Source organism: Streptomyces sp. TRM70350 (genome assembly GCF_019219825.1).
In the GTDB taxonomy this organism is placed as follows: Bacteria; Actinomycetota; Actinomycetes; order Streptomycetales; family Streptomycetaceae; genus Streptomyces.
Genome location: NZ_JAHUXH010000004.1, coordinates 200798 through 215024, shown reverse-complemented (window position 1 = coordinate 215024; position 14227 = coordinate 200798). Strand labels below are relative to the sequence as shown.

Here is a 14227-nt window from a genome sequence, read left to right as displayed (position 1 = left end):
GAGTGCGGGGTCGGCGGCCCCGAATGTCCCCGATCCGTAAGAAAGGCTCCTCAGGAGGCGGCGTTCACCTGCCGAACGCCACGGCCTCCTCCTCGACGTGCGGCCGGTGCCGCAGCCGGGACGCCAGGACGGCCACGTCGTCCTCCGCGTGGCGGGCGTCGAGGCTGGCGAGGACGGTGTCGATGATGGTCTCCACGCCCTGAGAGACGGTGAACCGCAGCCTGGCCAGCCGGTCCAGGGACTGGTCGATGTCCTCGCCGCGATGCTCGACGAGCCCGTCGGTGAACAGCAGGAGCGTCTCGTCGGCGGCCAGCTGGTACGTCGCCGGCTCGTAGCCGCCGAGCCCCGTGCCCAGCGGCGGGCCGACCGGCACCGGCAGCAGCGAGGTGTCGCCCTTGCCGCCGATCACGGCGGGCGGCAGATGACCGGCGCTGGCCAGCGTGACCTGACTGCGCACGGGGTCGACGCGGGCGATCAGACAGGTGGCCGGCCGGCGGTCGGACTCGCTGGAGGCGAGGTCGTCGAGCTGGCGCAGCACGCGGTGCGGCGGGAGGTCGGAGGAGGCGATGCAGCGCAGGGCGGACCGGTAGGCGGTCATGTCGACGGCCGCCTCCAGGCCGTGGCCCATCACGTCGCCGACGACGAGCAGGGTCCGCCCGAAGTGCAGCCGGACGGTCTCGCACCAGTCGCCGCCGACCAGGGCGCGCTGCCCCACCGGCAGATAGCGGATGGCGACGTCCAGGTTCGGGTGCGGTCGGCCGGGCTCGGCGAGCAGGGCGCGCTGGAGATCGCCGACGATCCGGCTCATCCGGTCGTGCTCCCGGGCGTGCCGGATGGTCGAGGCGGCCCGCTCGGCGAGCAGCGCCAGCACGTCCGCCTCCGACGGGGTGAAGGGCCCGTAGTCCCGGACGCACACCAGGACGCCGTAGCGGTCCTCGCCGGTGGCGAGGGGCACGCAGAGCGCGGGGCCGCGCCGCTCGTGCCCGACCCGGCTGTCCGCCCGGCGCGCCACGTCCACGGCCCATCGGAGGTCGGGCAGCAGCGTGCGGTCGCCGCTGACGGCCTCGTACTCCGCCTCGCCCTCCTCCGCGCCGTACCGCACGATCGCCGCGGTACCCCCGGTGTGCTCGGCGGCCGCCTTGGTGAGCTCGGCGCAGGTGGTCTTCTCGTCGAGCGTCGTCCCGATCCCGGCCACGGCGGACCGCAGCACCGTCAGCCGCGACGACACGCCGGGTCCCGGTACGGGCGTGTTCGTACGGCCGACGGCACCGGCCGTCGGTGGTTTTCGGAACGACTGGAGCCATCGCGCCACACAGAACACCTTAAAGGGGTGATAAACCGACATGGACACGCAGCGGCTGCCCGGCACCCCGGCCGTCCCGCTCGGGGCGGCGGGGACGACAGAGCGACCTCCTCGGCGACGGGGAATTCACCAAAGGCTCCATCTTCCCGTTGCCTGCGACCACAAGAGGAAGGAATCCGCGTCGGCCGTCTTCCGACGCACCGCACTATGTGACATATTACTGCTGTGGCCAACCAGTTGACCTGCGATGTCGTGGTAGTGGGAGCCGGAATGGTGGGCGCCGCGTGCGCCTTCCACGCTGCCCGGGCGGGCCTGGACGTCACGCTGGTCGACCGGGGCCCCGTGTCCGGCGGCACCACCGGCGCCGGGGAGGGCAACGTCCTCGTCTCCGACAAGGAACCCGGCCCCGAGCTGCGACTCGCCCTGCTGTCGGCCCGGTTGTGGGCCGAGCTGGCGGAGGAGTTCGCCACGGCGGTCGAGTACGAACCCAAGGGCGGCGTGGTCGTCGCGTCGTCGCCCGAGGGCCTGACCGCCCTGGAGGAGTTCGCGACCGGTCAACGGGCCGCGGGCGTCGACGCCGTACCCGTCGATGAGCACCGACTCAGGGAGCTGGAGCCGCACTCGGCCCCCGGTCTCCCGGGCGGCATGCACTACCCCCAGGACGCCCAGGTCATGCCCTCCCTCGCCGCCGCCCACCTCGTACGGGCCTCCCGCGCCAGGCTGGAAACGGGCCGGACCGTGACCGGTGTCCTGCGCGGCCGGGACGGTGCCGTGCGCGGCGTTCGCACGGACCGGGGCGAGATCCACGCGCCCGCTGTCGTGAACGCCGCCGGGACCTGGGGCGGCGGGGTCGCCGCGCTGGCGGGGGTCCACCTGCCCGTCCGCCCCCGGCGTGGGTTCGTCCTGGTCACCGAGCCGCTGCCGCGCCTGGTACGGCACAAGGTGTACGCCGCCGACTACGTGGCCGACGTGGCCAGCGACTCGGCGGCCCTGCGGACCTCACCCGTCGTGGAGGGCACGGCGGCCGGGCCGGTGCTGATCGGCGCGAGCCGCGAACGGGTCGGCTTCGACCGGTCCTTCTCGCTGCCGGTGGTACGGGCGCTGGCGGCGGACGCGGTCCGGTTGTTCCCGTTCCTCGTGCGGGTGCGGGCCGTGCGGGCGTACGTCGGATTCCGCCCGTATCTGCCCGACCACCTGCCCGCCATCGGCCCCGATCCGCGCGTGCCCGGCCTGCTGCACGCGTGCGGGCACGAGGGCGCCGGCATCGGGCTGGCGACCGGGACCGGGTATCTGATCGCCCAGGTGCTGAGCGGACGGCCGCCGGAGCTGGACCTGGCGCCTTTTCGTCCCGACCGTTTCACCGGGGAGGCCCCATGCGAGGGGAACGCGAGATGAACCCACTGAAGCTGACCGACGCCCGGCCCGGCCCCGCCTTCACGGTCACCTTCGACGGCCGGGAGATCCACGCGCTGCCCGGCCAGACCGTCGCCGCCGCGCTGTGGGCGGCCGGTGTCACGTCCTGGCGCAGCACGCGGGGCGCCGGGCGGCCGCGCGGGGTGTTCTGCGGGATCGGCGTCTGCTTCGACTGCCTGGTGACCGTCAACGATCGCCCCAACCAACGCGCCTGCCTGGTCCCCGCACGGCCGGGCGACGCGATCCGTACGCAGGAGGGGACGGGACACGATGACTGACCGTCCCCGTCTCGCGGTGATCGGCGCGGGCCCGGCGGGGCTCGCGGCGACCCTGGCGGCAGCCGCCGCGGGCCTCCGGGTCACCCTCGTCGACGCCGCCCCGGAGGCGGGCGGCCAGTTCTACCGGCAGCCCGCGCCCGGGCTCGGCGCCCGCCGCCCGCAGACGCTGCACCACCACTGGCGCACCTGGCAGCGACTGCGCGCGGGCCTCGACCGGCAGCTCGCGGCAGGCCACGCCACCCACCTGACAGACCATCATGTCTGGTGTGTCGAGCGGCACTCGGGCGGTTTCACCGTGCACGCGCTGCTCGGGCCGCTCCAGGAGGACGGCGTGACCGTGGACGCCGACGCGGTCGTCCTCGCCACCGGCGGCTACGAGAAGGTGCTGCCGTTCCCCGGCTGGACGCTCCCGGGCGTGGTCACCGCGGGTGGCGCCCAGGCCATGCTCAAGGGCGGGCTCGTCCTGCCGGGACGCACCGCCGTGGTCGCCGGGTCCGGACCCCTGCTGCTGCCCGTCGCGACCGGGCTGGCCGCGGCGGGCGCGCACGTCGCCGCACTGGTCGAGTCCGCCGACCCGAAGGCCCTCGTCGCCGCCCTGGCCCAGTCCACCGCCCCGGCCCAGTCCACCACCCCGAAAGCCCCCGCAGCCGCCCCGGCCCAGTCCACCACCCCGGAAGCCCCCGTGCGCCGTTCCCGGGCGCTGTCCGCGCTGCCGGTCAAGCTCGCCGAGGGTGCCGGATACGCGGCCCGGCTGCTGCGCCACCGAGTCCCCGTGCTGGTCCGCCATACGGTGGTGGAGGCGCACGGCGACGAACGGCTGGACGCCGTGACGGTCGCCGCCCTCGACGCCGACGGCCGGGTCCGTCCGGGCACCCGGCGCCGTATCGCCTGCGACACGCTCGCCGTCGGCCACGGCATGCTGCCGCACACCGACCTCGCCGCCACCCTGGGCTGCGGCCTCGACGGGGTCGCGGTGCGCGTGGACGACGAGCAGCGCACCGACGTGCCCGGCGTGTGGGCGGCGGGCGAGGCCACCGGCGTCGGCGGCGCGGACCTCGCGCTCGCCGAGGGCCACATCGCGGGCCGCTCCGCCGCCGCACGGCTGACCGGGCGGCGGCCCGACGCGCGGACGTGGGCCAAGGCGGCGCGCAGCCGGGCGGCGCTGCGCGGGTTCTTCGCCGCGCTCGACACGGTGTACACGCCGCCCGCGCACTGGGCGGAGCAGGTCACCGACGACACCCTGGTCTGCCGCTGCGAGGAGGTCCGGGCGTCCGCCGTCCGGACGGCCGTCGGCGAGCTCGGCGCCGGAGACGTACGCACCGTGAAGCTGCTCACCCGCGCCGGGATGGGCTGGTGCCAGGGCCGGATGTGCGGCCCCGCCGTCGCCGCCCTCACCGGCTGCCCCCAGACCCCGGCCCGCACACCGTTCGCCCGGCCGGTACCGCTCGGCGTGCTGGCCGGTCAGGGCCCCGACACACGGACCGGACCACCCGACAACCCCCCGGACGGGAAGGATCCCCATGACGACTGACCAGCACCGCCCCTGGCGCGGCGTCCTCGTCGCCACCGCGCTCCCCCTCACCGCCGACCTGGCCGTGGACTACGACGCGTTCGCCGAGCACTGCGCCTGGCTGGTGGCGAACGGCTGCGACGGCGTCGTACCGAACGGCTCGCTCGGCGAGTACCAGGTCCTCACGCCCGAGGAGCGCGCCAGGGTCGTCGAGACCGCCGTCGCCGCGGTCGGCGGCGAGCGCGTGATGCCCGGGGTCGCCGCCTACGGTGCGGCGGAGGCCCGGCGCTGGGCCGAACAGGCACGCGAGGCGGGCTGCGGCGCGGTGATGCTGCTGCCGCCCAACGCCTACCGCGCCGACGAGCGGTCCGTCCTCGCGCACTATGCCGAGGTCGCCCGGGCGGGCCTGCCCGTCGTGGCGTACAACAACCCGATCGACACCAAGGTCGACCTCGTACCGGAGCTGCTGGCGAAGCTGCACGGCGAGGGGCTGATCCGAGGCGTCAAGGAGTTCTCCGGCGACGTCCGGCGGGCGTACCGCATCACCGAACTCGCCCCCGAACTGGACCTGTTGATCGGCGCCGACGATGTCGCGCTGGAGCTGGCGATCGCGGGCGCCAAGGGCTGGGTGGCCGGGTATCCGAACGCGCTGCCGAAGGCCTCGGTCCAGCTGTACCGGGCCGCGGTGTCCGGCGATCTGGACACCGCGCTGCCCCTGTACCGGCAGCTGCACCCGCTGTTGCGCTGGGACTCGCGCGTGGAGTTCGTGCAGGCCATCAAGCTGTCGATGGACATCGTCGGACGGTACGGCGGCCCGTGCAGGCCCCCGCGGGTGCCGCTGGCGCCGGAGCAGGAGGCGGCGGTGCGGGGGGCGACGGAGAAGGCCGTCGCGGCGGGGCTCGGACAAGCGGCAGGGCTCGCATAAGCGGCAGGGCTCGTATCACTCGTATCTCGCACAAGGAGGTTGGCCGTGCGCAGCTCACTCGTCCTGCACGCCGTCGACTCGCACACCGAGGGCATGCCCACCCGCGTGATCACCGGCGGGATCGGCACCGTCCCCGGCGCGACCATGAACGAGCGGCGGCTGTACTTCCGGGAACACCGCGACGGCATCAAGCAGTTGCTGATGAACGAGCCGCGCGGCCACGCGGCGATGAGCGGCGCGATCCTCCAGCCGCCCACCCGCCCCGACTGCGACTGGGGCGTGGTCTTCATCGAGGTCTCCGGCTATCTGCCGATGTGCGGGCACGGCACGATCGGCGTGGCGACCGTGCTGGTGGAGACCGGCATGGTCGAGGTCACCGAGCCGGTCACCACCATCCGCCTCGACACCCCCGCCGGTCTCGTGGTCGCCGAGGTCGCGGTCGAGGGCGGCACGGCCCGCAACGTCACCCTGCGCAACGTTCCGTCCTTCGCCGTCGGCCTCGACCGCAAGGCCACGCTCGCCGACGGGCGGACGGTCACGTACGACCTCGCCTACGGCGGCAACTTCTACGCCATCCTGCCGCTGGCCGAGTTCGGCCTGCCCTTCGAGCGCGCCCGCAAGGACGACATCCTGAAGGCGGGCCTGGCGCTGATGGAGGCCGTCAACGCCGAGGAGGAGCCGGTGCATCCCGAGGACCCGTCGATCCACGGCCTGCACCACGTCCACCTGCTCGCCCCGGACGCCACCGCCCGCCATTCGCGCCACGCGATGGCGATCCACCCCGGCTGGTTCGACCGCTCCCCCTGCGGTACGGGCACCAGCGCGCGCATGGCGCAACTGCACGCCCGTGGTGAACTGCCGTTGCACACCGAGTTCGTCAACGAGTCCTTCATCGGCACCCACTTCACCGGCCGCCTGCTCGGCACGACTCAGGTGGCCGGGATCCCGGCGGTGCTGCCCAGCTTCACGGGGCGGGCGTGGATCACGGGCACGGCCCAGTATCTGCTGGACCCGGAGGACCCGTTCCCCGCCGGGTTCGTGCTCTGATGGTGAGGATCGGTGAAGATCGAGGAGAGAAACCCCATGACCGCCCCCACCCCCGGCCTGCCCACGCTCGGCGGCAGGAAGAGCAGCTACCGCGAGCGCGTCGCCGACGCCCTGCGCGCCGCGCTGATCGCCGGTGAGCTGCGCACCGGTGAGGTCTACTCGGCGCCCGCGCTCGCCGCCCGTTTCGGGGTCTCCGCGACGCCGGTGCGCGAGGCGCTGCTGGACCTGGCCAAGGAGGGCCTGGTCGACACGGTGCCCAACAAGGGCTTCCGGGTCACGGCCGTCTCCGAGAAACAGCTCGACGAGTACACCCACATCCGTGCGCTGATCGAGATCCCGACCACGGTCCAACTGGCCCGCGCCGCCGACCCGGTGGCGCTGGCGGAGCTGCGTCCGGTCGCCGAGGAGATCGTCGGCGCGGCCGTGGCCGGTGACCTGATCGCGTATGTCGAGGCCGATCTGCGTTTCCACCTCGGCCTGCTGGCCCTCGCGGGCAACGAGCACCTCGTCGAGGTGGTCCGCGACCTGCGCCGCCGCGCCCGCCTCTACGGGCTGACCGCGCTCGCCGAGCAGGGCCGCCTGCAGGCGTCGGCCGAGGAGCACCTGGAACTCCTGGACGCCCTGCTCGCCCGCGACGAGCAGGCCGTGCACACCGTCATGACGCGCCACCTCGGCCACGTCCGCGGCCTGTGGGCCGCACCGCGACCGGCGCCGCGTGAAGGCGGTCACACCCCGGCGTAGTACGGAATCCGCCGCCCCTTCAAGGCCCACCCGGGGAGGGCAAGGTCACAGCCGTGCCCCCTGCTGCTCCTTTGTTGACCTGGCCTAGCATCCGAGCATGACGGTCCTGCCCGACGACGGGCTTACTCTGGCCGCCGAGTTCTCCGACGCGACCCGTGAGCAGTGGCAGCGCCTTGTGGCGGGCGTACTGCGCAAGTCGGGCAAGGACGTCGAGGGCGCGGCCGCCGAGGACGCCCTGACCACCACGCTGGAGGACGGACTCCGCGTCCGCCCCCTGTACACCGCCCACGATGCCGCGCCCGAGCCCGGTTTCCCCGGCTTCGCGCCCTTTGTACGGGGTACCCGGGCCGAGGGGAACACCCTCGGCGGCTGGGACGTACGACAGCGGCACGCGACCGTCGACAGCGGCGCGGTCCTCGCCGACCTGGAGAACGGCGTCACCTCGCTCTGGCTGGTCACCGGCGAGGGCGGCCTGCCGGTGTCCTCGCTCGGCCGCGTCCTCGACGGCGTCTATCTCGACCTGGCGCCCGTCGTCCTCGACGCCGGACGCGAGGTCGAGGACGCGGCGCGGGAGTTGCTGCGGCTGTACGAGGAGCGGGGCGTCGCCCGTGCGGCGGCGCGCGGCAACCTGGGCGCCGACCCGCTGGGGTTCGAGGCGCGCACCGGGCAGTCGTACGACTTCCCGGTCGTGACCGGGCTGGCGCGGCGGTGCGCCGACGACTACCCGGGGCTGCGGGCGCTGACCGTGGACGCGCTGCCGTACCACGAGGCCGGTGGCTCGGCCGCGCAGGAGCTGGGGTGCTCGCTGGCGACCGGCATCGCGTATCTGCGGGCGCTGACCGAGGCGGGGCTGAGCGTCGAACAGGCCTGTGCGCAGCTGGAGTTCCGGTACGCGGCCACCGCCGACCAGTTCCTGACGATCGCCAAGCTGCGGGCGGCCCGCAGGCTGTGGGCGCGGGTCGCCGAGGTCTGCGGCGGGCCCGGGGCTCAGGTGCAGCACGTCGTGACCTCGCCGGTGATGATGACGCGCCGCGACCCGTGGGTGAACATGCTGCGCACCACCGTGGCCACGCTCGCGGCCGGTGTCGGGGGTGCCGACGCGGTGACCGTACTGCCGTTCGACCACGCGCTCGGCCTGCCGGACGCGTTCGCGCGCCGTATCGCCCGCAACACCTCCACGATCCTCATCGAGGAGTCGCATCTGTCCCGGGTGATCGACCCGGCGGGCGGCTCCTGGTACGTGGAGCGGCTGACGGACGAACTCGCCCACGCGGGCTGGGAGTTCTTCCGCACGATCGAGCGGGCGGGCGGCCAGGCCGCGGCCCTGCGCTCGGGGATGGTCCGGGAGCGGCTGGCCGAGACCTGGGCCGCCCGCGCCGCGCAGCTCGCCAGGCGGCGTGAACCCATCACCGGCGTCAGCGAGTTCCCGCACCTGGCCGAGAAGCCCGTGGTCCGCGAGCCCGCCCCCGAGCCGCCCACCGGCGGCCTGCCGCGGGTGCGCCGCGACGACGCCTACGAGGCGCTGCGCGCCCGCTCGGACGCCCACCTCGCCGCGACCGGCGCCCGCCCACGGATCTTCCTGGCCACCCTCGGCCCGGCCGCCGCCCACACCGCGCGCGCCACCTTCGCCGCGAACCTCTTCCAGGCGGGCGGCATCGAGCCCGTCACCGAGGGCACGTTCGAGGAGAGCGGGGCGAGCGAGGTCTGCCTGTGCTCCAGCGACGAACTGTACGCGGAGCAGGCCGAGGCCCGCGCCCGCGAGCTGACGGCGGCGGGCGCCACGCATGTGTTCCTCGCGGGTCGGCCGGGGCGGTACGCGGGTGTCGACAGTTACGTCTTCGCGGGCTGTGACGCGGTCGCCGTGCTCTCCGCGACCCTCGACCGGATGGGAGTGTCCTGATGTCCGTCCCCGACTTCTCCGGGATCGAGCTGGGGACCCCGGCCACCGCCGGCGCCGCCGACGAGTGGCGTACGGCGGTGAAGAAGGCGGCCGCCGGTGACGACCTGCTCTGGGAGACCCCGGAGGGCATCGCGGTCAAGCCGCTCTACACCGGGCAGGACCTGGAGGGCCTGGACTTCCTGGACACCTACCCGGGCATCGCGCCGTATCTGCGCGGCCCGTACCCGACGATGTACGTCAACCAGCCCTGGACCATCCGCCAGTACGCGGGCTTCTCCACCGCCGAGGAGTCCAACGCCTTCTACCGGCGCAACCTGGCGGCCGGTCAGAAGGGCCTGTCCGTCGCCTTCGACCTGCCCACGCACCGCGGCTACGACAGCGACCACCCGCGCGTGACCGGTGACGTCGGCATGGCGGGCGTGGCGATCGACTCGATCTACGACATGCGGCAGCTGTTCGACGGCATCCCCCTGGACCGGATGACCGTGTCGATGACGATGAACGGCGCGGTGCTGCCGGTGCTGGCGCTGTACATCGTGGCGGCGGAGGAGCAGGGTGTGCCGCCGGAGAAGCTGGCGGGGACCATCCAGAACGACATCCTCAAGGAGTTCATGGTCCGCAACACGTACATCTATCCGCCGAAGCCGTCGATGCGGATCATCTCCGACATCTTCGCCTTCACCTCGCAGCGGATGCCCCGCTACAACTCCATCTCCATCTCCGGCTACCACATCCAGGAGGCGGGCGCGACGGCCGACCTGGAGCTGGCGTACACCCTCGCCGACGGCGTGGAGTACATCCGGGCGGGCCGGGACGCGGGCCTGGACGTGGACGCCTTCGCACCGCGCCTGTCGTTCTTCTGGGCGATCGGCACGAACTTCTTCATGGAGGTCGCCAAGCTGCGCGCGGCCCGGCTGCTGTGGGCGAAGCTGGTCAAGCAGTTCGACCCGAAGAACGCCAAGTCGCTCTCCCTGCGCACCCATTCGCAGACCTCCGGCTGGTCGCTGACCGCGCAGGACGTGTTCAACAACGTCACGCGTACGTGCGTCGAGGCGATGGCCGCCACCCAGGGCCACACCCAGTCGCTGCACACCAACGCCCTCGACGAGGCCCTCGCGCTGCCCACCGACTTCTCCGCACGCATCGCGCGCAACACCCAGCTGCTCATCCAGCAGGAGTCCGGCACCACCCGGGTGATCGACCCGTGGGGCGGCAGCGCCTACGTCGAGAAGCTGACGTACGACCTCGCCCGCCGCGCCTGGCAGCACATCCAGGAGGTCGAGCAGGCGGGCGGCATGGCGCAGGCCATCGACGCCGGTATTCCCAAGCTGCGCGTGGAGGAGGCCGCGGCGCGGACGCAGGCCCGCATCGACTCCGGGCGGCAGCCGGTGATCGGCGTGAACAAGTACCGGGTCGACTCCGACGAGCAGATCGAGGTGCTCAAGGTCGACAACTCCGCCGTCCGCGCGCAGCAGATCGACAAGCTGCGGCGACTGCGTGAGGAACGGGACGAGACCGCCTGCCGGGACGCGCTGGACGCGCTGACCCGGGCCGCCGGGGGCGACGGCAACCTGCTGGAGCTGGCGGTGCGCGCGGCCCGCGCGAAGGCGACCGTCGGGGAGATCTCGGACGCTCTGGAGAAGGTGTACGGGCGGCACGCGAGCCAGATCCGTACGATCTCCGGCGTGTACCGCAACGAAGCAGGCGAGTCCCCGTCCGTCGACCGCACCCGCGCCCTGGTGGACGCCTTCGAGGAGGCGGAGGGCCGCCGTCCGCGCATCCTGGTCGCCAAGATGGGCCAGGACGGCCACGACCGCGGCCAGAAGGTGATCGCGACCGCCTTCGCCGACCTCGGCTTCGACGTGGACGTCGGCCCGCTGTTCCAGACGCCCGCCGAGGTCGCCCGGCAGGCGGTGGAGGCGGACGTGCACATCGTGGGCGTGTCCTCGCTGGCCGCCGGTCACCTCACGCTCGTACCGGCACTGCGCGAGGAGCTGGCCGCGGAAGGACGCGAGGACATCGTGATCGTCGTCGGCGGGGTGATTCCGCCGCAGGACGTGCCGACCCTGCTGGAGATGGGTGCGGCGGCCGTGTTCCCGCCCGGGACGGTGATCCCGGACGCGGCCCACGACCTGGTCAAGCGGCTGGCGGCCGGCCTCGGGCACGAGCTGTGATCGACCTTGACGCGTATGTGAAGGGCGTGCTCGACGGGAAGCGGGCGATCGTGGCGCGCGCGATCACGCTCGTCGAGTCCACCCGGCCGCAACACCGGGTGCTGGCACAGCAGTTGCTGACCGAGCTGCTGCCGTACAGCGGGAAGGCGCGGCGGATCGGCGTCAGCGGGGTGCCGGGAGTCGGCAAGTCGACGTTCATCGACGCGTTCGGCACGATGCTGACCGGCCTCGGCCATCGGGTCGCCGTGCTCGCCGTCGACCCGTCGTCGAGCCGGACCGGCGGCTCGATCCTGGGCGACAAGACGAGGATGGAGCGGCTGGCCGTGGACCCCGCGGCCTTCGTCCGCCCCTCCCCCACGGCGGGCACCCTCGGCGGCGTCGCCAAGGCGACCCGCGAGTCGATCGTGGTGATGGAGGCGGCGGGCTACGACGTGGTGCTCGTCGAGACGGTCGGCGTGGGCCAGTCGGAAACCGCCGTCGCCAACATGGTCGACTCGTTTCTGCTGCTCACCCTCGCCCGCACCGGCGACCAGCTGCAGGGCATCAAGAAGGGTGTCCTGGAGCTGGCCGACGTGATCGCCGTCAACAAGGCGGACGGCCCGCACGAACGCGACGCGCAGGCGGCGGCACGGGAGTTGTCGGGCGCGCTGCGGCTGATGCACGGCAAGGACGCCGTCTGGACGCCGCCGGTGCTGCACTGCAGCGCCCGCGAGTCGACCGGCCTGGACACCGTCTGGGAGCGCCTCGAACAGCACCGCTCGCTGCTGGACTCCACCGGCCGCCTCGCCGCCAAGCGCCGCGACCAGCAGGTCGACTGGACCTGGACGATGGTCCGCGACGACCTGCTGGGCCGCCTGCACGCCCACCCGGCGGTACGCGCCCTCGCGCCCGACCTCGAACAGCAGGTGCGGGACGGGGAGGTGACGGCGACGCTGGCGGCGGAGCGGATCCTGCGGGCGTTCGAGGGGACGGACGGCCGGCCGACGAGCTGACCTCGCTCAGGCGCCCGGCTCCTCCGGTGCCGCCGGTGGCTCGGTGGGCGTCGGCGCGGGCGGACCGAAGAGGGCGGCCCGGGCCACGGGCAGGGCGAACAGGGCGGTGACCGGCGCGGAGAGGGTCAGCACGGCACGGAAGGCGCGCCCCACGACAGGGTCGCCGGGAGACCGCTCCTGGACCCGGCCCAGATACCAGCCCGCGACCCGGTCCGCAGGGCCGCCCGCGACCGCGGTGCCGACCGCGCCCGGCATCGAGCGGTCCGCCCCGGCGGAGATGTCCCACGCCTGCCGGGACGCCGCGAGGAGCGCCCGCTGCACACGCCGCGTCGTGGGCGTCCGGCGCGGATCGGCCAGCGCGTCGCGCAGGGCGACGGCGCTCATCGCGGCGACGGCCATGCCCTGTCCGTAGATCGGGTTGAAGGTGCACAGGGCGTCGCCGGTGGCGAGGAATCCGGCCGGGTGGCGGCCGGGCAGGTCGTAGCGGCGGCGGATGTTCGCGGTCCGCCGGTAGCCGAACGCCGGCGAGAGCGGTTCGGCGTCGGCCAGCCACCGGTGCAGGAGCGGATGCGGCAGCCTCTTGGTGTACGTCACGAACTCGTCGTCGTCCGTGGGCGGTTCGTCGCCGCGCAGCCCGGAGACGATGACCAGGTGGCTGCCGTCCTCCAGCGGCAGCGCACCGCCGGCGTGGACCTGGCCGGGGTCGGGGTAGACGTAGTAGCCGAGGGTCTCGCCGTCGAGGACGCCGCTCTTGCCGCGGTAGACGCGGGAGGCGTAGGCGAGCCCGGTGTCGATGGTCTCCTCGTGCGGGGCGTCGGCGCCGATCGCCGTGAGCCACTGCGGAGCCTTCGTGCCGCTGCCGGAGGCGTCGACGACCAGGTCGGCCTCAAGCGCCCGGGGCTCTGTGCGGGCATCGCCGGAGCGGTCCCGCAGCAGCACGCCCCGCACCCGCGAGGCGTCGCCGACCAGCCCGACGGCATCGGTGGCCTCGACCACGCTGATCACCGGGTTCGCGAGAACCCGCCGCCGCACCAGCTCCTCCAGCTGCGCGCGGGAACCGGTGTAGATGTGCGTCGTCGCGGGCGTCCGGCGGAACCAGCGGCCGCTCTGCCAGAGCACCATGTCCGACGGCATGCCCACCCGCGGCGCCCCCGCCGCCCGCAGCTCCGCCACAAAGCCCGGCAGCAGCGACTCCAGGGCCACCTGCCCGCCCTCCAGCAGCACATGCGGATGCCGGCCCTGCGGTACGCCGGGCCGCGGCTTGCCGCCGTCCGGGAACCGGTCGCGCTCGACGACCGTCACCCGGTCGGCGTGCCCGGCCAGGACGTGCGCCGCGAGGAGCCCCGCGAGGCTCCCGCCCACGACGACCGCATGCCGCCCGCCCCGGCCGCCGCCCTCGCCCCAACGGCCTGTCTCTCCGGCAGAGTTCACCGATCCGCCCCCCCCTGGTCGCCCGTCGTGAGAAGGCACCAGTATCCCGCTCGGCGGGGCGGGTCGACCGCGTTCCGGCCCTTTTTACGATGAAGCCCGCGTCACTCGTCGTCCGGCGCCAACCGCAACGAGATCGAGTTGATGCAGTACCGCTGATCCGTCGGCGTCGGATACCCCTCACCCTCGAACACATGCCCGAGGTGCGACCCGCACCGCGCGCACCGCACCTCGGTGCGCACCATGCCGTGCGAGCGGTCCTCCACCAGTTCGACCGCGTCGCTGTCCTTGGGGTCGTAGAAGGACGGCCAGCCGCAGTGCGACTCGAACTTGGTGTCCGAGGTGAACAGCTCGGCACCACAGGCGCGGCACGAGTACACGCCCTTGGTCCTGGTGCTGGTGTACTCACCGGTGAACGCGGGTTCCGTCGCGGCCTGACGCAGCACGGCGTACTCGGCCGGCGTCAGCTCCGCGCGCCACTGCTCGTCCGGCTTCTCGACGTCGTACGACATGGGT

The 14227-nt window shown here is 73.6% G+C and carries 12 protein-coding genes; 9 read left to right on the top strand and 3 right to left on the bottom strand.

The features are described 5' to 3' along the window. Positions 1 to 64 precede the first annotated feature (64 nt). The gene (locus tag KWI83_RS08935) at positions 65 to 1312 is read right to left on the bottom strand and encodes a SpoIIE family protein phosphatase (protein ID WP_308122003.1); all 1248 of its coding nucleotides are present in this window, start codon (positions 1310 to 1312) and stop codon (positions 65 to 67) included. Between the two features lie 216 nt (positions 1313 to 1528). Between KWI83_RS08935 and KWI83_RS08930 the strand changes: the two genes are divergently transcribed. From KWI83_RS08930 to meaB, 9 genes are all read left to right on the top strand, one after another. Continuing rightward, the gene (locus KWI83_RS08930) at positions 1529 to 2698 is read left to right on the top strand and encodes an FAD-binding oxidoreductase (protein WP_218513752.1); all 1170 of its coding nucleotides are present in this window, start codon (positions 1529 to 1531) and stop codon (positions 2696 to 2698) included. Next, complete coding sequence (locus KWI83_RS08925; protein WP_218513751.1) at positions 2695 to 2994, top strand: (2Fe-2S)-binding protein; 300 nt, start codon at positions 2695 to 2697, stop codon at positions 2992 to 2994. The genes KWI83_RS08930 and KWI83_RS08925 overlap by 4 nt, the downstream gene beginning before the upstream one ends. Next, positions 2987 to 4525, top strand: a complete 1539-nt coding sequence (locus KWI83_RS08920) for an NAD(P)/FAD-dependent oxidoreductase (RefSeq protein WP_218513750.1) — start codon at positions 2987 to 2989, stop codon at positions 4523 to 4525. Before KWI83_RS08925 ends, KWI83_RS08920 begins: the two co-directional genes overlap by 8 nt. Next, a complete protein-coding gene (locus KWI83_RS08915; RefSeq protein WP_218513749.1) occupies positions 4515 to 5429 on the top strand; it encodes a dihydrodipicolinate synthase family protein in 915 nt (304 codons plus the stop codon). The genes KWI83_RS08920 and KWI83_RS08915 overlap by 11 nt, the downstream gene beginning before the upstream one ends. A 45-nt stretch (positions 5430 to 5474) precedes the next feature. Continuing rightward, positions 5475 to 6476, top strand: coding sequence for a proline racemase family protein (locus tag KWI83_RS08910; protein ID WP_218513748.1), 1002 nt, complete (start codon positions 5475 to 5477; stop codon positions 6474 to 6476). Between the two features lie 36 nt (positions 6477 to 6512). Further along, positions 6513 to 7217 carry a GntR family transcriptional regulator gene (locus KWI83_RS08905; protein ID WP_218513747.1) on the top strand — a complete coding sequence of 235 codons (705 nt, stop codon included), beginning with the start codon at positions 6513 to 6515 and terminating at the stop codon, positions 7215 to 7217. A gap of 97 nt (positions 7218 to 7314) precedes the next feature. Further along, positions 7315 to 9117, top strand: coding sequence for a methylmalonyl-CoA mutase subunit beta (locus KWI83_RS08900; protein WP_218513746.1), 1803 nt, complete (start codon positions 7315 to 7317; stop codon positions 9115 to 9117). Next, positions 9117 to 11291 (top strand): methylmalonyl-CoA mutase, encoded by a 2175-nt coding sequence (gene scpA / locus KWI83_RS08895; protein ID WP_218513745.1) that lies wholly within the window; start codon positions 9117 to 9119, stop codon positions 11289 to 11291. The genes KWI83_RS08900 and scpA overlap by 1 nt, the downstream gene beginning before the upstream one ends. Beyond that, positions 11288 to 12283, top strand: coding sequence for a methylmalonyl Co-A mutase-associated GTPase MeaB (meaB, locus tag KWI83_RS08890; RefSeq protein ID WP_218513744.1), 996 nt, complete (start codon positions 11288 to 11290; stop codon positions 12281 to 12283). Before scpA ends, meaB begins: the two co-directional genes overlap by 4 nt. Positions 12284 to 12289: 6 nt before the next feature. On the opposite strand, the gene KWI83_RS08885 is transcribed toward meaB, so the two are convergent. Continuing rightward, the gene (locus KWI83_RS08885) at positions 12290 to 13645 is read right to left on the bottom strand and encodes an NAD(P)/FAD-dependent oxidoreductase (protein WP_218513895.1); all 1356 of its coding nucleotides are present in this window, start codon (positions 13643 to 13645) and stop codon (positions 12290 to 12292) included. 170 nt (positions 13646 to 13815) lie between these two features. Continuing rightward, a complete protein-coding gene (gene msrB, locus KWI83_RS08880) occupies positions 13816 to 14223 on the bottom strand; it encodes a peptide-methionine (R)-S-oxide reductase MsrB (RefSeq protein WP_218513743.1) in 408 nt (135 codons plus the stop codon). Positions 14224 to 14227 lie beyond the last annotated feature (4 nt).